Origin of the sequence: Uliginosibacterium sp. sgz301328, assembly GCF_041807905.1 — a bacterium.
In the GTDB taxonomy this organism is placed as follows: domain Bacteria; phylum Pseudomonadota; class Gammaproteobacteria; order Burkholderiales; family Rhodocyclaceae; genus JBGVSA01.
This window is the reverse complement of record NZ_JBGVSA010000039.1, coordinates 1-25,438: the sequence shown is the minus strand read 5'-3', so window position 1 is coordinate 25,438 and position 25,438 is coordinate 1. Positions and strand designations below refer to the sequence as shown.

At 64.7% G+C, this 25,438-nt stretch carries 20 protein-coding genes; 12 read left to right on the top strand and 8 right to left on the bottom strand.

The genetic code is table 11. The features are described 5' to 3' along the window. The 3 genes from ACDA63_RS18930 to ACDA63_RS18920 all read right to left on the bottom strand — a co-directional run. Positions 1–3,372: ESPR-type extended signal peptide-containing protein (locus ACDA63_RS18930; RefSeq protein WP_373664857.1), on the bottom strand; the 3,372-nt coding region annotated here is incomplete at its 3' end. A gap of 485 nt (positions 3,373–3,857) precedes the next feature. Then, complete coding sequence (locus tag ACDA63_RS18925; RefSeq protein ID WP_373664856.1) at positions 3,858–8,378, bottom strand: autotransporter outer membrane beta-barrel domain-containing protein; 4,521 nt, start codon at positions 8,376–8,378, stop codon at positions 3,858–3,860. Positions 8,379–8,893: 515 nt separating this feature from the next. After that, positions 8,894–9,340, bottom strand: a complete 447-nt coding sequence (locus ACDA63_RS18920) for a glycine zipper 2TM domain-containing protein (protein WP_373664855.1) — start codon at positions 9,338–9,340, stop codon at positions 8,894–8,896. Between the two features lie 569 nt (positions 9,341–9,909). On the opposite strand from ACDA63_RS18920, the gene ACDA63_RS18915 reads away from it, so the two are divergent. Further along, the gene (locus ACDA63_RS18915) at positions 9,910–10,143 is read left to right on the top strand and encodes a hypothetical protein (protein ID WP_373664854.1); all 234 of its coding nucleotides are present in this window, start codon (positions 9,910–9,912) and stop codon (positions 10,141–10,143) included. Here ACDA63_RS18915 and ACDA63_RS18910 read toward each other — a convergent pair whose 3' ends face one another. Next, positions 10,144–10,563, bottom strand: a complete 420-nt coding sequence (locus tag ACDA63_RS18910) for a MarR family winged helix-turn-helix transcriptional regulator (protein WP_373664853.1) — start codon at positions 10,561–10,563, stop codon at positions 10,144–10,146. Positions 10,564–10,645: 82 nt separating this feature from the next. On the opposite strand from ACDA63_RS18910, the gene ACDA63_RS18905 reads away from it, so the two are divergent. Then, entirely contained in the window at positions 10,646–11,410 is a 765-nt protein-coding gene (locus ACDA63_RS18905; RefSeq protein ID WP_373664852.1) for an HPP family protein, read from the top strand. A 263-nt stretch (positions 11,411–11,673) separates the two neighbouring features. On the opposite strand, the gene ACDA63_RS18900 is transcribed toward ACDA63_RS18905, so the two are convergent. Beyond that, positions 11,674–11,973 (bottom strand): hypothetical protein, encoded by a 300-nt coding sequence (locus ACDA63_RS18900; RefSeq protein ID WP_373664851.1) that lies wholly within the window; start codon positions 11,971–11,973, stop codon positions 11,674–11,676. Between the two features lie 49 nt (positions 11,974–12,022). Between ACDA63_RS18900 and ACDA63_RS18895 the strand changes: the two genes are divergently transcribed. Further along, positions 12,023–13,585, top strand: coding sequence for a LamG-like jellyroll fold domain-containing protein (locus ACDA63_RS18895; RefSeq protein ID WP_373664850.1), 1,563 nt, complete (start codon positions 12,023–12,025; stop codon positions 13,583–13,585). A gap of 72 nt (positions 13,586–13,657) precedes the next feature. On the opposite strand, the gene ftsY is transcribed toward ACDA63_RS18895, so the two are convergent. Continuing rightward, a complete protein-coding gene (gene ftsY / locus ACDA63_RS18890) occupies positions 13,658–14,749 on the bottom strand; it encodes a signal recognition particle-docking protein FtsY (RefSeq protein ID WP_373664849.1) in 1,092 nt (363 codons plus the stop codon). Between the two features lie 170 nt (positions 14,750–14,919). On the opposite strand from ftsY, the gene ACDA63_RS18885 reads away from it, so the two are divergent. The 8 genes from ACDA63_RS18885 to ACDA63_RS18850 all read left to right on the top strand — a co-directional run bounded on the left by ACDA63_RS18885 (position 14,920) and on the right by ACDA63_RS18850 (position 23,457). Further along, on the top strand, positions 14,920–16,311 hold the full coding sequence (locus ACDA63_RS18885) for a M16 family metallopeptidase (protein WP_373664848.1): 1,392 nt from the start codon (positions 14,920–14,922) through the stop codon (positions 16,309–16,311). Between the two features lie 13 nt (positions 16,312–16,324). Next, positions 16,325–17,635, top strand: a complete 1,311-nt coding sequence (locus ACDA63_RS18880) for a M16 family metallopeptidase (RefSeq protein ID WP_373664847.1) — start codon at positions 16,325–16,327, stop codon at positions 17,633–17,635. Next, on the top strand, positions 17,632–18,174 hold the full coding sequence (gene rsmD / locus ACDA63_RS18875; RefSeq protein ID WP_373664845.1) for a 16S rRNA (guanine(966)-N(2))-methyltransferase RsmD: 543 nt from the start codon (positions 17,632–17,634) through the stop codon (positions 18,172–18,174). The genes ACDA63_RS18880 and rsmD overlap by 4 nt, the downstream gene beginning before the upstream one ends. Then, positions 18,171–18,713 (top strand): pantetheine-phosphate adenylyltransferase, encoded by a 543-nt coding sequence (gene coaD, locus ACDA63_RS18870; protein WP_373664844.1) that lies wholly within the window; start codon positions 18,171–18,173, stop codon positions 18,711–18,713. Before rsmD ends, coaD begins: the two co-directional genes overlap by 4 nt. Before the next feature lie 17 nt (positions 18,714–18,730). Beyond that, positions 18,731–18,985 carry a YfhL family 4Fe-4S dicluster ferredoxin gene (locus tag ACDA63_RS18865; protein WP_373664843.1) on the top strand — a complete coding sequence of 85 codons (255 nt, stop codon included), beginning with the start codon at positions 18,731–18,733 and terminating at the stop codon, positions 18,983–18,985. A gap of 131 nt (positions 18,986–19,116) precedes the next feature. Next, positions 19,117–19,863, top strand: coding sequence for a LuxR C-terminal-related transcriptional regulator (locus ACDA63_RS18860; protein WP_373664842.1), 747 nt, complete (start codon positions 19,117–19,119; stop codon positions 19,861–19,863). Positions 19,864–20,102: 239 nt separating this feature from the next. Continuing rightward, a complete protein-coding gene (locus ACDA63_RS18855) occupies positions 20,103–22,190 on the top strand; it encodes a TonB-dependent receptor plug domain-containing protein (RefSeq protein WP_373664841.1) in 2,088 nt (695 codons plus the stop codon). 163 nt (positions 22,191–22,353) lie between these two features. After that, positions 22,354–23,457, top strand: a complete 1,104-nt coding sequence (locus ACDA63_RS18850; protein WP_373664840.1) for an NAD(P)H-dependent flavin oxidoreductase — start codon at positions 22,354–22,356, stop codon at positions 23,455–23,457. 24 nt (positions 23,458–23,481) lie between these two features. Here ACDA63_RS18850 and ACDA63_RS18845 read toward each other — a convergent pair whose 3' ends face one another. Further along, complete coding sequence (locus ACDA63_RS18845) at positions 23,482–24,129, bottom strand: pyrimidine 5'-nucleotidase (RefSeq protein ID WP_373664839.1); 648 nt, start codon at positions 24,127–24,129, stop codon at positions 23,482–23,484. Position 24,130: 1 nt separating this feature from the next. Next, positions 24,131–25,021 (bottom strand): methyltransferase domain-containing protein, encoded by an 891-nt coding sequence (locus ACDA63_RS18840; RefSeq protein WP_373664838.1) that lies wholly within the window; start codon positions 25,019–25,021, stop codon positions 24,131–24,133. A 192-nt stretch (positions 25,022–25,213) separates the two neighbouring features. On the opposite strand from ACDA63_RS18840, the gene ACDA63_RS18835 reads away from it, so the two are divergent. After that, on the top strand, positions 25,214–25,438 hold a 225-nt coding region (locus tag ACDA63_RS18835; protein WP_373664837.1), incomplete at its 3' end, for a hypothetical protein.

Below are 25,438 nucleotides of genomic sequence, written 5' to 3'. Positions count from 1 at the left end.
ACTGATGCCATATGGCAAGCCGGAGATGGTTCCGCTGGTTTGCGTCACGGTCAGGTCCGTTGCCGACCGGCTGTTATAGGCATATATGCCGTGGACAATATCTCCCCGGACATCACCGGCCACGCTGATGCGGGTTGCGCCGGTGCCCTGGTTATCGGCATAGATACCCGTGGCGCCGGTGATGGCTCCTCCGGTCTGGGTCACGGTCAGGTCCGTGGCCGTTGCCCCGTTGTAGGCTTGGATGGCGGTGCCGTAAATGCTCGTGACCTCGCCCGCGACGCTGATATTCGTGGCGCCGGTGCCACCGTTGCTGACGTCAATGCCACGGCCGCCAGTGATGACCCCACTGCTCTGCGTGATATTGAGATCCGTGGCGTTCTCGTCGTTGTAGGCGCTGATCCCATTGCCTGTGCCAACAACACTGCCTGCGACGCTGATATTCGTTGCGCCGGTGCCATGGTTCTCGGCATGGATGCCATCGCCACCACCGGTAATGCTCCCCGCGCTTTGCGTGACCGTCAGGTTGGTCGCGGTCCCGTTGTTGTAGGCACGGACACCGTCGTAGGTGTCACCTCTGACGTCGCCGGCTACGTTTATGCTCGCCCCGCCGGTACCAAAGTTGTCCGAGTAAACGCCGAACATGCCGCCCATGATTGTGCCAGCGCTCTGCGTGACGTTCAGGTCGTTGGTGGATGACCAAGTGTTGTAGGCATAGAGGCCGTAGCCGTCTGTCCCGATAACGTCGCCGGCCACCTGTACGTTGGTCGCACCGGTTCCGTTGTTCTCGGCCTGGATGCCAACACCCCCGCCTTTAACCGTCCCGCCACTTTGCACTATCGTCAGTTCTGTGGCCGAATCGCCGTTATAGGCGGACAAGCCGAAACCATAGACACTGTTGCCCGTGACATCGCCTGCGATGCTGATATTTGTCGCACCAGTGCCTTTGTTGTCGGTATAGACGCCGGAGTCCCCGACGATGGCCCCACCACTTTGGGTGGTCGTCAGTCCGTTAGTCTCGAATCCACCCTCAACACGAAGCCCGTAGCTGCTGGCGCTCGTGACACTGCCTGCAACGCTGACGTTCGTCGCGCCAGAGCCCCAGTTGCTGGCATGGATGCCTGCGTCCTCGCTCGTAATGCTGCCCGCGACTTGCGCGACCGTCATATTGGTTGCGCTTGAATTGTTGTAGGCGTAGATGCCCTCACCATTCGTACTGACGATGTCGCCTGCGACGCTGACGGTCGTCGCTCCGGTACCATCGTTATAGGTATAAATGCCGCCTCCGCCGCCGGCAATGGTCCCCGCGCTTTGTGTGACAGTCAGGTCCGTGGCAATTGATTTGTTGTAGGCGCTGATGCCGTCATTGAATGTGCTGGAGACGTCGCCTGCAGTGCTTATGATGGTGGCGCCGCTGCCCAGGTTCTGCGTGAGTATGCCGAAGTCCAGGCCAGAGATCGTGCCGCTGTTCTGCGTGATTGTCAGACCTGTCGATGCGTCTGAATAGCTCGTGGCATGAATGCCCTGGCCCGTCGTTCCGATGACATCGCCTGCAACGCTTACATTGGTTGCGCCTGTTCCAGAATTCTCCAGCCAGATTCCAGCTCGGGCGCCGGTAATGGTGCCAGCCGCTTGCGTGACGGTCAGCTCTGTGGCGGTCGCACCGTTACTGGCGTGTACGCCGAATTCAGAACGACTGGCAATGTCGCCGGCGACATTGATGCTGGTTGCACCCGTGCCGTAATTGCCCACCTGGATACCTTCGGCTCCGCTCACGATGGAGCCGCCGTTCTGGCTGACAGTCAGATCCGTAGTAGTCGCCGAATTATTGTAGGCGTAGACGCCAACGTCAGAGGTCGTGGCGATGTCGCCTTCGACGGTTACACTCGTCGCGCCGCTCCCGTCATTGGATGCCCAGATGCCGTAGCGTCCGGTAATGGACGACCCTGCGTCTTGCGTGACAGTCAGGTCCTTGCCGGTCGGTCCAGTATGAGCGTAGACGCCGTAGCCGTTCGCCGCAGCGACGTCACCCGCAACGCTGACGGTCGTCGCGCCCGTGCCCGAGTTGTCGGCCGAGATTCCGCCATAGTTGCCGGCGATGGTGCCGCCGGTCTGCACAACACTCAGGTCAGTCGAATTCGCGCCACCGTATGCGTAAATGCCGATGCTATCCGTAGCAGTGACGTAGCTCGCGACGCGGACATTCGTAGCACCCGTTCCGGAGTTGTTGGCGCTGATGCCGTAAAAGGTGCCACCAATGCTTCCGCCATGCTGCGTGACTGTCAGGTCCGAGGCCGCCGATCCATTCATGGCGTTGATGCCCGTGCCGTACGCGGCGGCGACATTGCCTGCGACGTCGATGTTCGTCGCGCCGATGCCCTCGTTCTCCGCAACGATGCCGAAATTGCCGGATACCGATCCGGCGGTCTGCGTAATCGTCAGACCTGTTGTGTCGGCCCCATTGCGGGCCTGGACGCCTTGGGCGGTGCCATAGACGTCCCCTGACAGGCTGATGTTCGTTGTTCCGTTGCCATCGTTGTCGGCTTGGATGCCGCTTTGGGCGCCGAGGATGTTGCCGCCATCCTGTTCGATGGTCAGCGCCGCCCCTGTCGAGGAATTGTTGTTGGCGTAAATGCCGTGATCATCGGTGGCGCGGACTTCGCCCGATACCGAAACGGTCGTCGCGCCGGAGCCGGTGTTCTGTACGGAGATGCCATTGCGGCTGCCCGAGATGGCACCCCCATCCTGCGTAACGGTCAGGTCGGTGGTGGCAGCGTCGCCGTAAACGACGACGCCCGCGCCGTCCGAGCCGGAGACATAGCCGGCCACGTTCACGCTCGTCGCGCCAGTGCCATAGTTTTCGACATGAACGCCATCGACATTGCCCGACACGGCAGCCGATTCGCCGATGTTGATCGTGATATCCGTACCCGTCGCAGTGTTCGCGGCAAAGATGCCGGCTCCGTTTTCGGGGAATATCCAGGGCGCGCTCGGATCGTTCCAAGCGGTGATGCCGCCCGACTGCTGGTTCACCGTGATGCTGCCGGGCCCCGTGTTCTGCACGTTGATGCCCGTCCCTGGCGTCCCTGTCGGGGCAATATCGGCGTTGCTATTGACGGTGATGTCTCCCGAGCCCGAGATGACCACGCCCTCGGTGATCGCGCCCGAGCACTCATAGACGCTGCCCGTCGCCGAGCACTGCGACTGTGACCAGGCGGGGGCCGATACGGTCAGCATGGCGAGGCCAAAGACGGAGGACACCGCAAGCGAAGCAATACTGAGGGACGCTCGTTTCCCGCGCGCAGTGGAAATCTCGGAGGCGACCGCCCATGTGCCCGACGATTCGTTCCAGACCACTCGATATTGCTTGTTCATTTTTTGCCTCAACTCACTCGCTGACCAACTGACATGTGTCCCGAACACAGGGCTGAGGTACCGGGAAGGTGCCTCTCGGGTAGTCCGATGCTACGAATGGGAGGAGGGCGGAAATTGACTGAAATCAGGTCGTTAAGGTGAATTTACGGAGTGCGCAGACGGCTGCGAGAAGGTCCGATTCTGTGCGAATCCGTGTCCGCTTGTAGGAGCGGATTTGTCCTACCGATGGCGCTGGTTTCGATACTTTTCTCACGCTGAAGGCTGGTGCGGATATAAGCAAAATGCATACGGTTTCGTAGCCGGTCCGATGTGTGGTGACATGAATTGTTCACGGGTGGAGCGCTGCGAAGGCGTATCTCTTGTGAAAGCTCCTGGTATTTCTCCCGCGTCGCGTAGGGCGACCGAAAGAGGAAGGCAACTTCCGGACAAAAAAAGAGGCACCTTTTTCGGGTGCCTCATCCATGCAGCTAGTTGTTACAAGCGGATCACCAAGCGATCACCACACCCACGCGACCGCCAAAGCTGTCGCCCTGGCCGCCGGCGACAACGCGGTTGTAGTCGGCCGCCGCAAACAGACTGACGTTCTTCGCGACCTGGCCCGACACGCCCACGCCGACCTGCGCCCAGGTGCCACCCAGGTTGGTGTTGAACGACACCGGGTTGGAGCCATCGAGGTTGCTGAAGGTCGTGTTCGCGTCCGACCCAAAGGCATGCCACAGGTTGGCGCGACCCCAGCCGGTCACCTTGCGGTCACCCGCCGTGTCCCAGGTCCGCGACACGCGTGCGCCGAGTCGACCGTAGGCGAGCTGGGTGCTGTCGTAGCTCACCTTGCCGTAGCTGTCGGCCGTGTCGTCTAGGTTCACGCTCTGGTAGATCAACTGCGCCTGCGGCTCCAGCTTCCAGCCGTTACCCAGCGCGAACGGATAACCGGCTTCCACCGAAGCGGTCAGCCCGCGACCGTCGGAGCGCAGCGTCTCGCCTGCCACGCTCTTGGCTTCGATGCCGCGATACCAGGTGCCTTGCAGCACGCTGTCGACATACCAGCCGGCGTCCGCCCGGTGCGTCCAGTAGCCGCCCACCGAATACGCGTCCATCGAGGTCGAACCGGCGTACCCACCGTAGACACGCTCGACGTCGGCTTCGATGCGACCCATGCCCGCATAGACGCCTATCACGTCGTTCTTCTTGCGTAGTACGTCGGAGCCGACCTGGACACCCGCGAGGTTGAAGTCGTACGAAGGGCCATCCTTCTCGAAGTGGGAGAGGCGCTCTTGCGGGTCGTTGCCACCACGTCCGGCGCTGCCGGTCTCGCCAAAGGTACGCGCCCAACTGGTGCGCCCGTCAGCACCGGGCACGCCTTCACCGATGCGGTCATGGTAGGTGCCCAGCATCGCCAGGCCCATGCGGTTGGCCAGCGCGGGCACGACCGTGGACACGGCGACTTCATCGCGATAGTTCGGCAGTTCCGGTTCGGGCTCCTCCGGGTTCGGCGGCGTCACGACCTCCGGCTCAGGGTCTGGACGATGTGGCTCGTAGCTCGAACGCAGGTACCAGTCGCCGTCGAAGCTGCCGTCGCGGCCACCTGCGTAGAGCGTGTAGTCATACGCACCGGCCGAGATGCGGCCTTCCTGCGTGAAGGCATCGGTGCTGGCGTTGGCCGCATCGATCAGCGCAATCCCGTTGCCGGTGGTCATCGCCCCGAGGCCGCCGGCATTGTTGACAGCGACACGCGTGGTGCCCGTGACATTGCCCGCGATCGACAGCGTGTCGGTCGGCGAATCGTCGGCGCCGAGCTGCGCATTCATGACGATGAGCCCGTTGTTGCCGGCGTAGTCGCCCGCCACGGTCAGCGTTTTGAAGCTGCCATCGGTCGGCGGCGCGAAGGTGAGCGTGCCTGCGAGATCGAGCGCGCCGATGCTCGAACTTTCCGTCATCGACCACGCGCTTGCAGTGTCGATGCGTACGTTCGATTGATCGATCCGACCCTGCAGGGCGGCACCGTGCACGAGGTCCAGCGCGCTGCCGGCAGTACCGACGACATTGCTGGCCAGTTGCGCCGCGCCGTCGCTGCCGTCGAGAACGAGACGGCCGGCTTCGAGCCGGGTGTCGCCGGTCCAGCCCGTCTGGCCGGACAGGGTGAGCGTGCCGTCGCCGGCCTTGCGCAGTGAGCCGCCAGCGACGCTACCGTCCACGATGCTCCCCGCGAAGTAACTGTCGTCCGCGCCCGCGATGGCGTTTTCGGCGGTGAGCGTGGCGCCATCCAGCGAAATGGCGCCTCCGGAGCCCGCCAGCCGATTGGCATGTTGATCGTTGCCATCGAGGGCCAGCGTGCCGCCATTGACGACAAGGTCGCTGCTCTGCGCGAAAGCGTCTTCGGTACCCATGCTCAACACGCCGCCGTTGACGGTGGTTGTGCCCGTATAGGTGTTCTGCGCCGACAGCACGAGGGTCCCTTCGCTGTTCTTGACGAGGCTCTTGCCATCCCAGCCGCTGGCGAAACCTTCCGCCGGCGCCACTTGGTCGCCCAGCGCGACGTCGACATCGAAAGCCGTGCCGTCCGCCATGGTGAAGGTCCCCGTGCCCGCCTCGGCACCGCCTTCGGTCCACGCCATGCGGAAGCCGAGTTGGTAATCCTTGCCGTCGTTCGAGACGTGCGAGTCGTGCAACAGATAGTCGAGCCCGGTCGGGCCGAGTGGATCATTGACGAAGGTGCCCTGGATGCCGTTCTCAGTCTGGATCAGCGTGTAACGCGCATCGGCGATCTCGCTGGCGCGCACGGGGGCTCCGGTTGCGGCAAAGCCATTGATCACCACCGTGCCGTCGAGCGTGGCGGCGCTGGCGGTGATTTCCGGTTCGGCACCCAGCGTGACGGCCAGCGTGCTGCCCGCCTCCTGCGTAAACGTGCCGCCGACGACCAGCGAGGCATCCTGCTTGCCGATGTCGGTCGTGGCGCCTGCACGCGTGACAAAGTCGCCGGAGGTCTCGAACTTTCCGGCCTGCGCCAGCGTCAGCGTGCCCTCGCGGACATCCACGCTGCCCTGTACGGAGTTCGCGCCGCCAAGGGTGAAGTTGCCCGTGCCCATCTTGACCAACGCGCCGTCGCCGGAGACCGTGCCCGCGAAAGTCGTATCCGCCCCGCCTGCATTGTTGACGGTGAGTGTGCCGGTGTTCGTCAACCCACTGCCGTCTGCGCCGCTGAGCTGCTTGAGCGATTGCGTGCCCGCCGTGGACAGGGTCGCGCCCGATGCAACGTCGACGGACGCTGCGTTGCTCAGCGTGTTGGTGCTTGCCAGCGCGAGCGTGCCGCCGTCGACGTCCACCGAGCCGGCAAAGCTCGCGTTGTTGCCGTTGAGTGTCAGCGTGCCATCACCGGTCTTGACCAGGCTCGAGTCCGCACTGCCGACGAAAGCGCTGGCGATGCCGATGTTCTTGCCGTTCGAATCGATGGTGGCGCCATCTGCGCCGACCGTGACGCTCGACAAGCCGCTGGTGAAGTTCGCCTGATCGCTCAGGGCACGCAGGGTGCCCCCGTCGACAGACAGCGATGCGCTGCCCGCACCGCCCTGAATCTGCCCGGCAGACAATACGCCGCCGTCATTCACCGTGACCGTGCCGTGCGATCCAGCGTAGCGGCCGATGACGACCGAGCCAGCAGCGCTGACCAGCCCGCCGTTGATGGCGAGGTCGCCCGTACCGTACATGCCGGCGTATACGCTGCCGCCGCTGACGATCGAACTATCGTCATTCACAGTCACCGAGCCCTTGCCGCTGGATACTCCGATGCCGACAGAACCTGTCGTGTTGATGGAGGCGCTGTCATTGAGCGTCAGCGCGCCCTGGCCGGTGTAGCCGACGACCACGCCGTCGGAGCCGCTGGACATGCTGCTCTGGTCATTCATGATGACCGTGCCCTGGCTCGCGGAGTTGGTGCCGATCCAGATGCCGGTGCTCGCCGTCGCCTTGCTGTTGTCATTGAACGTGACGGAGCCGGTGCCGTCGTAGCCGAAGTACAGACTGCTTTCCGTGACCATCGAGGCGTTGTCGTTGAGCGTGACGGTCCCCTTGGCGCCCGTACCGCCAGCGGCCACGACAATGCCACGCGTGGCGTGCAGCAGACCGTTTCCACTGAGCGTTGCCACGCCTGTCCCCGCGCCGTTCGACGCGTTGCGCCAGATTTCGCCTCCAATGAAGGTCCAGTCCGAATCGGCGACACCGTCGTTGTTGATTTCCAGCTCGCCGTAACCGCTGCGCCCAACGACGAAATTGTTGTCCCAGGCGTTGGTGAGCTTGCCGCCGTTGATGACGACACGCCCGTGGCCCGTTGCCTCTTGCCCGATGATCACGTTCCATCCGGCGATCACGTTGCCGCTGTTGAGAATCAACGTGCCGTTGCCGGAAGTGCCCACACGCAGGTCGGTGGCGCTTTGCAGCGTGCCATTGTCATTGACGACAATCGTCCCCGTGCCGCCATAGGTGCCCAGTGTCAGGGTGTTCCACGCGCTGGTGCTGACATTGCCGCCGTTGATCGTGAGCAGGCCCGTGCCGTTGAAGCCCACGTGCAGGCTGCCGGCCGTGACCGAGGCGCCATCGTTGACGGTCATCTCGCCGTAGGAGCCCGCCTGGTTGCCCAGGTAGATGGGGCTCGTGTCGAGCCAGGCGCCACTGCCTACGGTCAGGCTCGCGTTGCCGGTATTGCCCACCACCAGCGAATTGCTGCTCACCGAAGTGTCGTCGCCAATCACGACGCTGCCATTGTCGATGATGGCAGCGTCGCTAACGGTCGGCTTGCCGGGGCTCCAGTGGGTGTCGTCCGACCAGTCGCCGTTTTCGGGACCGATCCATGTCACGTCGGCCGCCTGGGCCACACTGAAGAACGACGCTGCGGCAATGGCGCTGAGCACGCTCTTTGACCGCGAGGTCCGCTTGCCGCGCGCACTCGATATTTCGGGGGCGACGGTCCAGTTCCCCGTCGCGTCGTTCCAGATCACTTTGTATTGTTTGTTCATCTCAGCTCGCTATCTGAACCGAGAGCTGAAAGCGCGAATCTCTCTCGGAGCGTAGGTGGGTGCCTGCAGGGGGGCGCAGGCCTTTAACGGGCTGATACTAGCCAGAGTGGGGGCGAAATTTCTGATGACAGTCAGCGGGAAGTCCTAAATTGACGTAGCTTTACGACGAGTGGGAGTGGGTCGTACATGTCATGAATCCGCATCCGACAAACGACTAGGATAAGTCTGATTTTTAGGAGGGCGAGTGGGGCCAGGTGATCCCGAAATCCGGCCCCGTTTGGTACAGGCGTATATGACGATTACATCAAGGGCGCACGCTACGAAAGTGTCTTGCCCTCACTGATCACATTCGGTGCGCCCCGGCGTCTCCACGGGCTCGGCGATGGCACAAGAAAAGCCCGCACGAGGCGGGCTTGACTGAATGACGCAAGAGGTGATGCCGTGGGGCTACGAAGCCGACATGGACCGCTCGCCGTTGGGGCCGCCATGACGCCATCGCCGACGGTGCCCGTCGGTCATTGCGGAATGACGCGCGCGGCCTGGCCGTTGCCTTGCACGAAAACGTTCTGTCCCACGCGCAGGTTCAGGTCGGTCGGCTGCGTGATTTCGATCAGCACGCCGCTGCCCAGCCGGACGAATATCTGCTGGCCCGACATTGGCGTCTCGAAGCGGCGTTGCGCTTCGGCGCCGGCCACGGTGCCGCCGATCGCGCCGGCAACCATGGCGACGTCGCGCCCCGTGCCGCTGCCCATCAGGCTGCCCAGCCCGGCGCCCGCAATGCCGCCGACCACGGCGCCCACGCCCATGTGGTCCGTACTCTGGATCTGCGTTGGCGTGATCTGCTCGATCACCCCCTGGCGGACGATCATCAATCGATCCTGTTGAGTGTTCGGCGCCGCGCATGCGGCTACCGCGAGAGCCGCCAGCAGGGCGGCAAAACGAGAACGGAAGCTGATCGCCATTTGCATCTCCCTTGTTCGACGTTGACGGAGCGTGACCCCGACCCAACCCATCAGAGTGCGCGCGGGCGCAGAGCCGCAATGGAGTCTAGTAACTGGATACGCACAAATCACGGAATGGACGCCATGCGGTTGTCTTGCGATACCTGTGAGTGCGACGAATTCATCGGTTTGCAGGATTCCCTGGCGGGGACTGGCGCTTGCTGCGTGAGTCGCGGCTGCGCATTTCGCACCGAGAAAAGCAGCGTCACGCCGCCTGCGGGCGATGCCGCCGTTGTGGCGGCCCGGACTTGCCTTGTGATCCTTGCGTCCGATATCTCGGCCGCCTATCCTTGGCGCGTCGCTGACACAACAGCGATCGGGTTTGGCGACTCGAATCATCCAGACGGACGGCCGCTTTTTGTCGCGGCACTCTAGCGTCCGCAGCGCTTGCGCACGCCTCTGCAATGGTGGGCCGGGCGGGGCACCCGAAAGGGTGGCCGGATCTCTGGATGCCGGTTCGCCAACCCCGCTTTGGCCTGCCGCCCCGTTTGGCGACGGAGGCAGGCTTCATCCATCCAGGAGTCTGACTCATGCATGCAGTAACCCAAGGTGCGCCCGCACCGACCCGATCTTTTTCGCTCGATGTACTTGATCGCCTCGAACAGCGCAGCGCCCAGCTCGAAAGCCTGTCGTGCCTGCTGTATGGCGGCGCTGGCGGGGGATTCAATGTGCTGCCCGATGCGCATCGCGAGAACGTGCTCTGGCTCGTCGCCGATCTGGCGTCGGAGGTACGCGCACTCGTTGGCGAGCGCGGCCCGCGATGATCACTCTTCGATCATTCCGTCGTCATTGAAGGCGGTGATGCGCGCGACCTGAAACGTGCCGCTCAGCGAGCGCAGTTCGGCTTCATGCTGCGCGGCGAGCTTTTCGAGCTGGCGGGCGCCTTTGGGTTCGAGGTGGATTTCGACCAGCCGCCGGTCGAGCGTGCTGCGCTGGCGCCGCACGAGGCCGCCTTCTTCGCAACGGGTGATCAGCGCGACGACGCCGTGATGCTGCAACTGCAGGCGCTCGGCCAGCTCGCCCACGGTCGCCCAGTCGCGCCCCGGAAAGCCGCGTACGTGCAGCATCAGCAGATATTGCTGTGGCGTCAGCCCCGCTTCACGCGCGGCGTTCTCCGAAAAGTGCAGGAAGCGCCGCAACTGGTAGCGGAATTCGGAAAGGGCTTCGTATTGCGATTTCTTCACGTGCGGGCAGGAAGGTGGTGTCTGGCCGGAGGATACATCACGACGTGATATATTCCGCCTCCCAACAGAAATCACCCTGATCATGAAAAAAATAAATCAGGGGCTACGTGGCGTCTTGCGGCGCCTGTGGCCGCACGCGCTCGCCGTCAGCGGGCGCGAGATGGTCGTCGCCTGCATGGGGGCGACGCTCGGATTGATGGTGACGGAATGGATCGGGCGGCACGGGCTCGGCACGACCTCACCGTGGTTCATCGCGCCGCTGGGCGCGTCGGCCGTACTGCTGTTCGGCGTGCCGGCCAGCCCGCTGGCGCAGCCCTGGTCGATCGTCGGCGGCAATCTCGTGGCGGCGATCATCGGCGTGACCGTGGCGAAGGTCGTGCCAGATCCCGGCCTGGCGGCGGGGCTCGCCGCAGGGCTGGCGATTGCCGTCATGTTCAAGCTGCGCTGCCTGCATCCGCCCAGTGGCGCCGTGGCGTTGACCGCCGTGCTAGGCGGCCCGGCCGTCACCGATCTGGGCTATCAGTTCGTGCTGCATCCAGTGTTGCTCGATTCGGTGGCGCTGGCGGCTCTGGCGATCGTTTTCAATAACCTCGCCGGCCGCCGGTATCCGCATCACCTGGCACCGGGTGAGTCCCGACCCGCCAATCCGCCCATCGCAGCGGTCTCGATCACGCGTGACGACCTGCACGCCGCGCTGATCCAGGGCGAACTGCTGGATATCGACGAGGACGACCTCGAAGACATCCTCATACGTGCCGAGCAGTGCGCGCACGACCGTCTGAGCGGCCGCTCGCCGGCGCCGACGCCCGCCGGCGCGCTGGCGACTTCTGGCGTGACAGGCGGCTAGCGTGTCTTGTGTGGCCGGCGTGCAGGGCGACGGCCGCTCCTGAACTTTTTTGGGCGAAAACCCCGGAAACGCTAACTTTTTGACTAGGAATTACCCGATGTATCGTTGCACTAAACCGATTTAGATTGTAGCCTCACGCCGTGCTCGAGGAGTTTGGAACAAATGCGTCTTGAGCATGGCCGCTCGGAGGTGGTGGGCGGCGGGATCGTGCCGCCGTGGGCAATCGTGGAGGAGGGCCGGCTGCGGGGCGCATTGTTGGATCTTCACGAGACAAAAGACATGCACACACCAAGCTTTATCCGGGCGGCCTTGCCATGGCTGCTGAGCCTGACGGCCGCGGCGGTTCTGTCGGCCTGCGGCGGCGGCGATGACAACAACAACTCTGCGCCGGCCTCGGCGAGTTCATCGCGCTCGTCGATCAGTTCTTCGGCTTCGTCGTCGTCGCAAAGCAGCGGCGCGAGTTCAAGCAACAGCAGCGCAGGCAGTTCGAGCAGCGCGTCGAGCACCAGCAGCTCCAGCGCGTCCAGTTCGTCGAGCAGCCTTGGCGGTGCGCCGTCGCCCATTGCCAACCCGGACAACCCGACGCGCCCAGACTTCACCACGCCGACCAACGTGCCGGCCGGCTACACGTACTACCACGACGTGTTCATCGGCACCGGTGGCAACAGCAACATCTACATGGAGATCGTGGCGCCCACGACGGACCCGGGCAAGCGGCTTCCGGTCATCGCGCGCATCCACGGCGGTGGCTGGAACCACGGCGACAAGAACGACCAGGCCAGCGCCATTGTCAGCGACGCCACCAAAGGGTATGTGGGCGTGTCGATGATGTATCGCCTCACGCCCACGGGGGCCGTGTTCCCCGCGCAACTGCACGACCTCAAGCTCGGCCTGCGCTACCTGCGCGCCAATGCGGCCAAGTACTTCATCGATCCGGACAAGATCGGCGTGTGGGGCTCGTCCTCGGGGGGGCATCTGGCTTCGCTGCTGGGCACCACCGGCGGCATCGCGGCGCTGGAAGGCACGGGCGGCTGGGCAGGCTATTCGACGCGCGTGCAGGCGGTGGTCGACGCCTCGGGGCCGGCCGACTTCACCACCTCGTTCGCCAACGCGTGGAGCTCGGTGACCGCGCTGCTCGGCGCGCCGGCCAAGTCGGTGCCGGAACTGGCGCACGCGGCCATGCCGGGCGACTACGCGACCAGCGACGATCCGCCGTTCCTGATTCTGCATGGCGATGCGGACACCACGGTGCCGCCGAGCGACAGTGTTTACTTCAAGGACCAGCTCATCGCCGCCGGCGTGGATACGACTTTCAGCCTCGTCGCGGGCGCCGGGCATTCGCTGTCGGCATACGGGTGGGTGTCGCCGCTGCAGCGCGCGTTCATGGACTTCCAGTTGCGTGGCGTCGGGACCAAGCCGGTTCCGCCGGAATACGTGCCGCTGCCGACGGACCCGACGACGCCGACGGAGCCCGATCCGCTGGTGCCGGCCGCCAAGTGGAGCCTGGACGAAGACGCGACCATGAACGTGCTGGCGGATTCCTCGCAGGCCGACCCGGGCGTGGCGCTCAAGCGCAACGGCGCTTCCGGCCAGACGAGTGCGGCGGGCAAGTACGGCAATGCCGTCCACTTCATCGACGGCTATTCGTATCTGTCGAACAATGTGCTCAACACCGAAGCCGAAGTGATGGCGCTGAACTTCAAGACCACCAGCAAGATGTCGGCGGAAACATGGGTCAATCTCGATGCGCTGCCGTCGACCTACGTCGGCACCACCGGCTCGGCCAAGCTGATCTACAAGATCAACTCGTCCAACAAGGCCGGCTACGAGCTGTACATCGGGCCCGACAACAAGCCGACCTTCAAGATCTGGCTGGATGGTTCGGTCAAGTACGCCGTGACGGCACCGACCGCGCTGACCACCGGGCAGTGGGTACACCTGGCCGGCACGTATGACGGCACCGCGCTGCGCATCTACGTGAACGGCGCGCTGGCCAACACCACCTTCTGGTCGGGCAGCTTCAACGACGCGGGCGCCAACGACATCAAGATCGGTGCGACCACGACCAACAAGGGCAGCACCTCGACCGGTGTGATGGGCTGGATGGACGAAATCCGTCTCTACGACCGCGCGCTGACCGACGCGGAAGTGCTGGGGCGCTACCAGGCGCAGTAAGCGCTGGGCGCAAAAACCAACGGGCCGGGCTCCTCGCGGAGTCCGGCCCGTTTTTTCTTGATGCCTCTGATGCTATGGCTGTGTCGCGCCGTCGCCGAAAAGCGCTTCGCTGAACTCACGTGCGCTGAAAGGCTGCAGGTCTTCGATACCTTCGCCCACGCCGATGAATCGCAAGGGCTTCGGATGCGTCCGGGCGATTGCCGCTACCACGCCGCCCTTGGCGGTGCCGTCGAGCTTGGTCACGACGAGGCCGGTGACGCCGATCGCGGCATCGAAAGCCTTGAGCTGCGCCAGTGCGTTCTGGCCGATGTTGGCGTCCAGCACCAGCAGGACCTCATGCGGGCCGGTCGGGTCGGCCTTTTGGATCACGCGCCGCACCTTGGCGATTTCTTCCATCAGGTGCAGTTGGGTGGGCAGGCGACCGGCCGTGTCGGCCAGTACCACGTCGATGCCGCGCGCCTTGGCTGCGTTGATGGCATCGAACACCACCGCCGCAGGGTCGCCGCCATCCTGCGCGATGACGGTGACATTATTGCGCGTACCCCATTCCTGCAACTGCTCGCGCGCGGCGGCGCGGAACGTGTCGCCCGCCGCCAGCAGCACGCTGCGGCCTTCGAGCTGGAAGTGACGCGCCAGCTTGCCGATGGAGGTCGTCTTGCCCGCGCCGTTGACGCCCGCCAGCATGATGATGAATGGCTTGTGCGTGTTGGCATCAATGGGCTTTTGCAGCGGCTGGAGAAGGTTCTCGAGCACTTCGGCGAGCGCCTGGCGCAACTGTTCGCCGGTTTCGAGCTTGTCGCGCTTCCAGCGCAGGCGCAGCTCGGTGATCAATGCCTGCGTGGCCTCGACGCCGCAATCGGCCATCAATAGCGTGGATTCGAGCTCTTCGAGCAGATCTTCGTCGATCTTGCGGCGCGAGAAGATGCTGCCCACGCCGCTGGCGGCCGATCCGATCTGGTCGCGCGTGCGCGACAGCCCCGATTTGAGCCGGTCGAGCCACGAGCGGCGCGGGCCTTCGGGCAGCGCGGCGGCCGGTGCGTTGGCCAGCGACTGCGGCGCCAGCACCGCGTCGGGCGAGGCCGCCGGCACGGTCGCTTCGGGCGTGGTGTTCTGTTCGGGCGCAGGCGTCTCGGCCTGCCCGGATTTCTTGAAGAAACTAAACATTGTCAGCGAGGGTCGGAATGGGGCCTGCAGGCCATTTCGTTCTAAATCCGAAGCATTTGGCGCAATGCGCCGGGCTTCGCAGGCGTTTGATTTATCATGCCGCGCCGGCCTCGAGCCGGACACCCGCGGATGTTCGCACGATCCGTGCCTGTCTTGGGAAAGTCTAACAGATGCCATCGAACCGCCTGCCAGGCAAGCTGCTGGCTGTTTTCTTCGCCGCGCTGTGCCTTGTTGCGCCGGCCTGGGCCGCCGACCCGGCCGCTTCCACATTCGAAACCACCTTGCCCAACGGCCTGAAGGTCGTCGTGCGCGAAGACCACCGAGCGCCGACGCTGGTGCACATGGTGTGGTATCGCGTCGGCGGCATGGACGAAACCACGGGTACCACGGGTGTTGCGCACGCGCTCGAACACATGATGTTCAAGGGCACCAAGGACGTTGGCCCCGGCGAGTTCTCCAAGCGCGTGGCCGCCATGGGCGGGCGCGACAACGCCTTCACCACGCGCGACTACACGGCCTATTACCAACAGGTGCCCTCGTCGCGACTGAACGACGTGATGGCGCTGGAAGCCGACCGCATGGCGAACCTCGTGGTCGACGACGAACTGTTCAAGAAAGAAATCCAGGTCATCGCCGAGGAACGCCGCTGGCGCACCGACGACAAGCCGCGCTCCAAGACCTACGAGGCGCTGATGGCAACCTCATACATGGCGCACCCGTACCGTGTGCCCGTGATCGGCTGGATGACCGATATCCAGAACATGACCGCACAGGACGTACGCGACTGGTACAAACGCTGGTACAGCCCGGACAATGCGACCGTCGTGGTGGTGGGCGATGTCGAACACGAGGCGGTCTTCCGCCAGGCCGAACAGACCTACGGCAAGCTGGCCCGCGTCGAAGCTCCGGCGCGCAAGCAGCAGGGCGAACCGCAGCAGGTGGGCGTGCGCCGCGTCACCGTCAAGGCGCCGGCCGAGCTGCCTTATCTTGCGCTGGCGTGGCACGTGCCGGCCATTGTCGATATCGACAAATCCCGCGAGGCTTACGCGCTGGAGATCCTCGCCGCCGTGCTCGACGGTTACGACGGCGCACGCATGACTCGCCAACTGGTACGCGGCAACAAACATGCGGTCTCCGCTGGCGCCGGTTACGACTCGCTGTCGCGCGGCCAACTGGGGCTGTTTATTCTCGAGGGCGTGCCGAGCAAGGGCGTGAGCATCGCCCAGCTCGAATCCGACCTGCGCGCGCAAGTGCGCGACATCGCCGCCAAGGGCGTGACTGACGCCGAACTCTCGCGAGTCAAATCCCAGATGGTGGCGGGCAAGGTGTATGAGCAGGATTCGCTCATGGGCCAGGCCATGCAGATCGGCGGGCTCGAAGTGATCGGCCGGTCGTGGCGCGACGATGAGCGCTTCTATCAGCAACTGCGCTCCGTGACGGCCGCCGAGGTCAAGGCCGCCGCCGCACGCCTGCTCACCGACGATACGCTCACCGTTGCCAATCTCGTGCCCCTGCCGCTCGACCCCAAGGCGCAGCAGAACGAACCCGAATTCAAATACTAAAAGGGAGCACGCGATGACTTACCGAATGCTTGTCGCCGTGGCGCTCTTCGCGGCAACGACGCTGGCCCAGGCGGCCATCAAGATCGAACACTGGACCGCGCCTTCGGGCGCGCGGGTGTTCTTCGTCGAAAACCGGACCTTGCCCATGCTCGACGTGCAGGTCGACTTCGATGCCGGTTCCGCGCGCGAGGCGCCCGACCAGATCGGTGTCGCCGGCATGACCGCCAGCCTGATGGATGCCGGCATCGGCAGCGGCAAGAACGCGCTGGACGAGAACGCCATCGCCGACCGCCTGGCCGACATTGGCGCGCGCCTTGGCGGCGGAGCCGAAGCCGATCGCGCCAGCTTCAGCCTGCGCGTGCTGAGCAGCCCCGCCGAACGCGACAGCGCACTGGCGATCCTGCGCGACGTTCTGGCGCACCCGACTTTCCCGGCCGCGGTACTCGAACGCGAACGCGCACGCGCCATCGCCGGCCTGCGCGAAGCACAGACCCAGCCCGGTTCGATCCTGGGCCGCCGCTTCACCGAACTGGCATACGGCAAGCATCCGTACGGCCACGTCAGCACCGTGGCCACGTTGCAGAAGATCACGCGCGACCAGTTGGTGAGCTTTCACCGTACTCACTACGTGGCCCGCACGGCGGTCGTCACGCTGGTGGGCGACGTCAGTCGCGCCGACGCCGAAGCCATCGCCCAGAAATTGACGGCCGAACTGCCCCCGGGCGCGCCCTTGCCGCCCCTGCCCGACCCTGTCCTGCCGCGCGCAACCGTCGAGCGCATCGCCAACCCGGCCACGCAGGCGCACATCGCCATCGGCGTGCCGGCACTCAAGCGTGGCGACCCGGACTTCTTCCCGCTGGTGGTGGGTAACTATGCGCTGGGCGGCGGCGGTTTCGAGTCGCGGCTGATGAAGGAAATCCGCGACAAGCGCGGCCTTTCGTATGGGGCGTACAGCTACTTCAGCCCGCAGAAATCCATGGGGCTCTTCCAGCTGGGGCTGGAGACGCGCGCCGAGAAGGCCGACGAAGCGGTGCAGGTCGCCAACGACACGCTGGACGCCTTCCTGCGTGAAGGCCCAACCGATGCTGAACTGCAGGCCGCCAAGGACAACCTCATCAATGGCTTTGCCTTGCGCCTGGACAGTAACGCCAAGATTCTCGGGCAGGTCGCGGTGATCGGTTACTACGGGCTGCCGCTGGATTATCTCGATCACTACGCCGAACGTGTGCAGGCCGTGACCGCCGAGCAGGTGCGCGAGGCGTTCGCACGCCACGTGAAGCGCGAAAACCTCATCACCGTCGTGGTCGGAGGCAAGGCGTCGTGAGTCGGGTGCGCATCGTGGGGGGCTGCATGCGCTCGCGCGTCATCGACGTGCCCGAGTCCACCGGCCTGCGGCCGACGCCCGACCGCGTGCGCGAGACGGTCTTCAACTGGCTGGGGCAGGAACTGTCCGGCCTGAACTGCCTGGATCTCTTCGCGGGCAGCGGCGCCATGGGCTTCGAAGCCGCTTCCCGCGGAGCGGCCAGCGTCGTCATGGTCGAAAAAGCTCCGGCCGTCTTCGCGCATCTCCAGAACACCTTGGGGCTGCTCAAAGCGCCGAATGTGCGGTTGCAGCGCGGCGATGCGCTAGAATTTTTGCGCGCCACGCCCGAGCGCTTTGACGTGATCTTTCTCGATCCGCCGTATCGCCAGGGCTGGCTGGAGCGCGTTGCGCCCTTGCTGCCGCGCGTGCTCGCCGAGGACGGCCGCGTCTATGTCGAGGCCGAAACGGCCGTCGACACCCTGGCCGGGCTGACGGCCTTCAAGCGCGGCAAGGCAGGGCAGGTGCACTATCAGCTGCTCGCCAATGAGGACACTCCATGAACCAGTCGCACAACGCCGACATCGTCGTCTACCCGGGCACGTTCGATCCGCTCACGCGAGGGCACGAGGATCTCGTGCGCCGCGCTTCGGGCATGTTTGACCACGTTGTCGTCGGGGTTGCCCAGCACAGCGGAAAGAACCCAATATTCACACTCGACGAGCGCGTCGAGCTGGCGCGTGAGGTTCTGTCGAGCTATTCCAACGTTGAGGTGTGCGCCTTCTCCGGGCTGCTGATCGACTTCGTCCGCAGCAAGGGCGCTCATATCATCCTGCGCGGCCTGCGTGCCGTGTCCGACTTCGAATACGAATTCCAGATGGCCGGCATGAACCGCCGTCTGCATCCGGACGTCGAGACCGTATTTCTCACGCCGGGCGACGAATTCATGTTCGTGTCGGCCACCATGGTGCGCGAGATCGGACTGCTTGGCGGCGACATCAGCACCTTCGTGCAACCGGCGGTGGACGAAGCCATCCGTCGCAAGGTCGCAGCGCGCGCGCAGGCAAACCAGGGGGGAGAGCCCCCAGTATCGACGAAGTAAGGAAGGTAAGTCACACCATGTCATTGATGATCACGGACGAATGCATCAACTGCGACGTCTGCGAGCCCGAGTGCCCCAACAACGCGATTTCGCAAGGGGCCGAAATCTACGAAATCGATCCCAACAAGTGCACCGAATGCGTCGGCCATTTCGACGAGCCGCAGTGCCAGCAGGTCTGCCCCGTCGATTGCATTCCGCATAACCCGGACTACGTTGAATCGCAGGACCAGTTGATGGAGAAATTCATCAAGCTCACCGCCGTCAAACGCTGAACTTGCACGCGCATCTGCCGACCCGGTCCCGCCATTGCGGCGGGGCTGTCATCAATTCGTCACTTTTCCTGAAGACCGCTGCAACTTCCACGCTCTAGCATCGACCGCGCCACTATCGCGGAGCGATGCCCATGAGCGAGCGGATTGCACTGGACGCCAACGCACTCGAACGGTTCCTGTTTGTCGTAGAGGGTGCGGCGCGCGTGCGCCAGCGCCACCATCTGCATCTGTGGGCGCGTGGCGCCCTGCAGGGCTTCGTGCCCCATGGCACGCTGGCCTGCCTGTGGGGCGATGCGCGCTCGCCGCAGGCGTGCGCCATGGTGTTCGCCGACGAGCCAAACATCTTGCGCGTCAGCCTTCACACGCTCGATGCCCTGCAGCGCATGTGGCGCGAGCAATCGTGCCAGGTTGCCCACCTGCGCATCGCTGATGGCGGCGCTGCCGCTCAACAGCTCGCGTCGATCGGTGCGCGTGACGTTCTGCTGCATGGCATGCCGGCCCTGGGCGGCGCGGTGCCGGCGCTGTTTGCGTTCTTCGATGTCGGGCGCGTGTCCGACGCGCACCTGGCCTACGTGTGCGAACTCCTGCTGCCTTACTTGTATGCAGCGCTGGCGCATGTCGTTGCCGAAGGCGAGACCGCCGACAGCGCGGACGCTTTCCGTCGCCCGCGTCTGTCACCGCGCGAGGCACAGGTGCTGCGCTGGATGCGCGAAGGCAAGACCAACCAGGAGATCGGCAACATCCTTGCCATCAGTCCTCTGACGGTAAAGAACCACGTGCAAAAGATCCTGCGCAAGCTGCAGGTCGCCAATCGTCAACAGGCTGCACGCCATCGCGCCACGGAATTGACACAGACCTTGGGGCACGTCGAGTCCTGAGCGGCGAGATATGCCATCGACAAGGCTATACTCCGACGTTTGAGTCCGACGGCTGACAAAGTTGGACCATAACGCGCCGGCGACTGCATGGCGTTACTGTGGGAAGGCACCCGGGGGATCAACATCCGGGCGGGGAGCGGGTAGCAATCGCCGGGCCATCCGGCGCACTGCATGTTCCTTTGGCAGAACAAGACCGGGGATGGGTCGGGTCGGCTGTCTTGTCGCGGTGTCGTCGCATCGTGAAGGCGCTCCATCCGAGCTTCCGGATCGATCCTTTCGTGCCGACGACGATTGCCGTTCACCTGCCCAGAACGCTGCTAGGCTGCGCCGTCGCGCTCGCGGTGTTCGGTCCTTCGTGCGCGGCGGCCGCCGAAGAGTCTGCATGGTTCGAGGACCTGCCCACCGTCCTGACCGTATCGCGGCTCGAACAGCCGATCAATGAAGCGCCGGGTGCGGTCACCGTCATCGACGGCGATTACATTCGCGCCACCGGTTATCGCGATCTGTCGCGCGTCTTCCGCCTCGTTCCCGGTATGCAGGTCGGGCAAGAGCGCGGCAGCACATCGTGGGTCACTTACCACGGCCTGTCGAACAACTTTCCGTCCGAGATGCAGGTGCTCATCGACGGGCGCTCGGTGTATTCGCCCAGCGCCTTCGGTGGCGTCGACTGGGCCGCGCTGCCCTTGTCGATCGACGAGATCGAGCGCATCGAAGTCGTGCGTGGCACCAACTCCGTGACCTACGGCGCCAACGCGTTTCTTGGCGTCATCAACATCATCACCAAGCACAGCGCGCAGGAACCCGTGAATCGCGTGACGGCCAATGCGGGCAACTCGGACATTGCTGACGTGCGCGCCACCGGCGACGGGCATATCGGGGCGACGAGCCTGCGTGCCAACGTGTCGTATCTGTCGGATTCGGGCTTCGAGGACATCAACGATTCGCGCCGCGTGGCCCTGCTGAGCGTGCGTGCCGATACGCGTCTGTCCCGCAGCGACGAACTGATGCTGCGCGTCGGCGGCAGCCGCGCGAAGGAAGGCCTCGGCTATCCCGATTCGCTGCTGGACAGCAACAAGGAGCGTACTTCCTCCACGTACGAATACGTCGTGCATGCCAAGTGGGTGCATGCGCCTTCGACGGGCAACGAGTGGTCGGTGAACTACTACCACAACCAGGAACGCGTCACCGACGAGTGGATGTCGCTGGCATTGCCGCCCCTGGTGCCACGGGCCTCGTATGTTCCGCTGAACCGCAATCGCCGCGCGACCCGCGATCATCTCGAAGTGCAGAACCGTTTCGAGCCGCGATCGTCCATGCAATTGGTGTGGGGCGCGGAGGCGCGTCGCGATCGCGTGAATGCAGACTTCCTCTACGCCAGCGGCGACCCCGAACCGAGCGATCTGCTGCGGGCGTTCGGCAGTCTCGAATGGCATTTCGCACGCCACTGGCGCACCAATGTGGGCGCTGCCTGGGAGCGTTATTCGTCAGAGCCGACCCACTTTGCGCCGCGCGCCTTCGTCAACTGGGACGTGGCAGACAGGCAGACGGTGAGAGCCGGCTATGCGCGCGCGTGGCAGCAGCGCCCGACCTTCGAAAAGCAGGGTGACGTCGTGGCCATCGATCCGCAGACCGGCACGTTGCTGGTGCATCCCTACCTGCCCAATCGCGACCTGCGCCAGCCTCGCGTGGACAGCTACGAGCTGGGCTATGTCGGCCACTACCGGACGTGGCAGAGTTCGCTCGACGTGCGCATCTTCGACGAGCGCATCAAGGGCTTCCTCATCCGCGTGCCGGTGTTCGCGCAGCCTTGGCCTGTGCTGGAGCCCTACATCGGATCGGCGCAGTACGTGAACTACGGCGCCGATGTGCACCTGCGCGGCATCGAATACCAGTTTCGCGCGCGGCCGTGGCGGGGCGCCGACTGGAGTTTCACGCACACGCTCATCGACCGGAACTCGGGCGACCCGAACATCGACGATCGCACCGCGCCCTACAGCGCCAGTCTGAGCTGGAGGCAGGATTGGGGGCGCGGCTGGTCGACCACGCTGACCGGCCTGCGCATGGGGCCGCTCGCGGGCGGCGACGGGTTCGTGCCGATCTATCCCTATGTGGCGCCGGCATACACCACCTACGACGCGCGCATTGCATGGAGTGGGCGGATGCGCGGACGCAAGGTCGAAGTCTCGCTCAACGCCATCAACCTCGGTCCCCGCCACCAGGAGATCGCCGACCGCTCGCAGCAGGCCGCCGACGCGCGACTCGGTGACACCGGACCGGCCAATACGGTATCGCCCATGGTGTATCTCGGCCTGGTGCTTGAACTCTGACCGAGGCTGTTTCGGCAACAGCAAGATTGCAGGAAGGCTACATATGGCGGCATGATGAGCGCCTCGCTCTGCGGCAGCTCCTGGCCATGCCGAGGACCGCACTCCTGCGCCAGACCCTCCGCCGCACCGCCCCCGGACATCAAAAAGAGGAAGCACCATGCCCATGGATACGCCGATCGCGCGAATGCTCGGCCTGCAACATCCCATCATCCAGGCTCCGATGGCCGGTGGCGGCGACACGCCGGCACTCAACGCCGCGGTGTGCGAGGCGGGCGGCATGGGCTTCATCGGAGCTGCATATCTCAGCGCCGAGCAACTGTTGGCCGCCGCGAGCGAAGTGCGCTCGAAGACCTCTCGCCCGTTCGGCGTGAACCTGTTCGCGCCGCAGCCGCCCGTCGAGGTGTCGGATGCCGACATCGAGCGCGCCATGGCCGCCGTCAAGCCGTACTACGACGAGCTGGAACTCGAAGTGCCACGCCCCGCGCTGCCCACCAACCGTTTCGAAGACCAATTCGCGGCCGTGCTCGAAAGTGGCGCATCGGCCTTCAGCTTCATCTTCGGCACACTGCCCGATGGTGCCGTGGCCGAACTCAAGCGCCGCGACATCGTTGTACTGGGCACGGCCACCACGGTGGAAGAAGCGCTCGTCCTCGAACGCGCGGGCGTGGACGCGATCATCGCGCAAGGCAGCGAAGCCGGCGGGCATCGCGGCACTTTCTGGGATACCGGCTACGAACGCGGCATGGTCGGCACCATGGCGTTGACGCCGCAGATCGTCGACGCGGTCGGCATGCCGGTGGTTGCGGCCGGCGCCATCATGGACGGTCGCGGCCTGGCTGCCGCCCTGGCGCTGGGCGCATCCGCGGTGCAGATGGGTACGGCCTTTCTGGCCAGCGATGAAGCGGGTATCAGCGAGGAATACCGCAACGCCATTCTGGCCGCGGCAGAGGCGGGCGGCACACGCGTCACGTATTCGTTCTCGGGGCGTCCTGCGCGTGGTCTCGTGAATCGCTTCCTGCTCGATCCGGAGGTCGCCCGCACGGCCTTGCCGTTCCCCTTGCAGAACGCGCTCACGCGCCCATTGCGCACCGAGGCCGCGCGTCAAGGCAAGATCGAATACCTCTCGCTGTGGGCAGGACAGGCCGCTTCGCTCGGTCGCCGCGGCAGCGCCGCCAATGTCATGCGATGGATCGTGCAGGAGGCCGGCGCCGTGCTCTCCGGGCTGGCCGATTCAACACGCAAGCCGCACGAAGACGCAGCGGGCTGACGAGCGTCACTGGCTGCTGACGCGTCAGCCCAGGCGCGACAACGCGCGGGGAAGACCGACGACGGACGCGAGCTTGACGTCCACCCAAGCGGGCTTGCCCGGGTGGCGGCTGATCCAGACCGTGCGCATGCCGAGTGTCTTGGCCGCGCGCAGATTGGTGGCGGAGTCCTCCACCATCACGCAGTGGGCGGCCGGGTGGCCGATGTGCGACAGCACACGCCGGAAGGCGGCCAGGTGCGGCTTCGGCGCGAGGCGCAACTGCTCGATGCCGAACACTTCTTCAAAGCAGTGCCCGATCCGCATGCAGTCGAGCACGGCGTCCACGTACGCGCGTGGCCCGTTGGAGCACACCACCTTGCGGCCCGGCAGCCGCCGGAACAGGCCGCGTACTGCGCGATCGAACACCAACTTCTCGTGCAGCGCGGGAATCTGATGCGTGTGATGCAGAAAGTGATGCGGGTCGCACCCGTGGTGGCGCACCAGCCCGAGCATGGTCGCGCCGTAGCGTTGCCAATAGACGCGTCGCAGGCGGTCTGCCTCGATGGCATCCACGCGCAGCTCGCGCGCGACGTAATCGGTCATCGCCGCATCGATCAGCGGAAAGATCTGCGCGCTGGTGTTATGCAGCGTGTCGTCCAGATCGAAGATCCACACCGGCGACGTGTCGTTCATTTCAGCGTGGCTCGCGTGGCTTGAACTCGATGACCGAGCGCCCGTCGGCCGTATGCTTGGGCGCCGCCTTCCACGCGTGCCCGTAGACGACCTCGAATGTTGCCGGCAGACGCCCGTCGCGGCGCAGACGCTCGTACCCCTCACGCGCACGCGCCCATCCTGCCCTGCCCGACAATCCTCGCGGCCGCGTCGACGCCGCATTGGTCGCCCCCGCGTGACGCAGATCGCGCAACAGGCTGTCCAAGTCGCCGTAGGTCAGCGTGATCGTCTGCATGTCCATCACCGGCTCGGCAAAGCCAGCCTGTACCAGTGCGTCGCCGATGTCGTGCATGTCGATGAAGCGATGCACGCGCTCACCGCTGCCGGCCGGCATCACCGCCCGCAATTCCTTGAGCGTGTCGGGGCCGAGGGTGGAAAACATCAGCATGCCGCCCACCTCGAGCACGCGATGCATTTCGCGGAAGGTCGGCATTGGATCGGCCAGCCAGTTGAGCACGAGGTTCGACCACACCATCTGCACGCTGGCGCGCGCCAATGGCAACTCGGTGGAGTCTGCGCAGATGTAGCGCGGATCGGTCGTGCGCGCCGTGCCGAGCAGCTTCTGGAAGAACCCGCGTTCGCCACGAGCCAGCCGCAGCAAGGGGAGCGCGAAGTCTACGCCGATGCGCTCGGCCTTCGGATAGCGTTGCCCGAGCAAGGGAAAATCGCGCCCCACGCCGCAGCCGATATCGACGATGCGCGCGGGTTCGTACTTGATATACGCGAGGCGCTCGGCCATGCGCTGTGCCACTTCGCGGGCCAGGAATCCGGCTTCGTCGGCCTGCTGCGCATGGCGCGCGGCACGCTCGCGGACGAGTCGGCGGTCGATGTCGAAATCGGAGGGGAGACTCATGGGGTATCGGGGCGGAGGTGAGGGGGGATGATACGACAGCGATGAGGGGGATGTGAGTGGCAGTGCTGTGGAGGCCTTTGGTGTTGGTTGGCTGCGGGTTTGTCTTCGTCAGTTCTTGCGCTACGAGAACTGTCGTTGCTGTAGGGCGGAAGAGCGAAGCGTTATCCGCCATGGCGTCCCATGCGCGCGGGGATGAAAGGCCCTTTCTTGCTTGATTCTCCGCCGTTCCTGGCTGGTCTCGACTGCGTGATTACGTTGGCCGGGAGTTCGGCCCGGCGGGCGAGTCACTTTCTTGTTTTCGACAAGAAAGTAACCAAAGAAGCGACCCCACAGCGTCGTCGGCCTGCGGCCGATCCCCTGCGCTGCGCGGTCGAGAAGGCGGCTGCGGAACTCGTCGCTACGCTCCTCAAACAGTCC

What these genes read in the sequence shown, in the direction of transcription:
- ACDA63_RS18915 (WP_373664854.1), top strand. Translation starts at nt 9,910, where the DNA reads ATGCATGCAGTAACCCAAGGTGCGCCCGCACCGACCCGATCTTTTTCG.
- ACDA63_RS18845 (WP_373664839.1), bottom strand. Translation starts at nt 24,129, where the DNA reads ATGAACGACACGTCGCCGGTGTGGATCTTCGATCTGGACGACACGCTG.
- ACDA63_RS18840 (WP_373664838.1), bottom strand. Translation starts at nt 25,021, where the DNA reads ATGAGTCTCCCCTCCGATTTCGACATCGACCGCCGACTCGTCCGCGAG.
- ACDA63_RS18900 (WP_373664851.1), bottom strand. Translation starts at nt 11,973, where the DNA reads ATGGGCGACGGCGCACCGCCAAGGCTGCTCGACGAACTGGACGCGCTG.
- ftsY (WP_373664849.1), bottom strand. Translation starts at nt 14,749, where the DNA reads ATGTTTAGTTTCTTCAAGAAATCCGGGCAGGCCGAGACGCCTGCGCCC.
- coaD (WP_373664844.1), top strand. Translation starts at nt 18,171, where the DNA reads ATGAACCAGTCGCACAACGCCGACATCGTCGTCTACCCGGGCACGTTC.
- ACDA63_RS18925 (WP_373664856.1), bottom strand. Translation starts at nt 8,378, where the DNA reads ATGAACAAACAATACAAAGTGATCTGGAACGACGCGACGGGGAACTGG.
- ACDA63_RS18860 (WP_373664842.1), top strand. Translation starts at nt 19,117, where the DNA reads ATGAGCGAGCGGATTGCACTGGACGCCAACGCACTCGAACGGTTCCTG.
- ACDA63_RS18885 (WP_373664848.1), top strand. Translation starts at nt 14,920, where the DNA reads ATGCCATCGAACCGCCTGCCAGGCAAGCTGCTGGCTGTTTTCTTCGCC.
- ACDA63_RS18880 (WP_373664847.1), top strand. Translation starts at nt 16,325, where the DNA reads ATGACTTACCGAATGCTTGTCGCCGTGGCGCTCTTCGCGGCAACGACG.
- ACDA63_RS18920 (WP_373664855.1), bottom strand. Translation starts at nt 9,340, where the DNA reads ATGGCGATCAGCTTCCGTTCTCGTTTTGCCGCCCTGCTGGCGGCTCTC.
- ACDA63_RS18865 (WP_373664843.1), top strand. Translation starts at nt 18,731, where the DNA reads ATGTCATTGATGATCACGGACGAATGCATCAACTGCGACGTCTGCGAG.
- ACDA63_RS18850 (WP_373664840.1), top strand. Translation starts at nt 22,354, where the DNA reads ATGGATACGCCGATCGCGCGAATGCTCGGCCTGCAACATCCCATCATC.
- ACDA63_RS18905 (WP_373664852.1), top strand. Translation starts at nt 10,646, where the DNA reads ATGAAAAAAATAAATCAGGGGCTACGTGGCGTCTTGCGGCGCCTGTGG.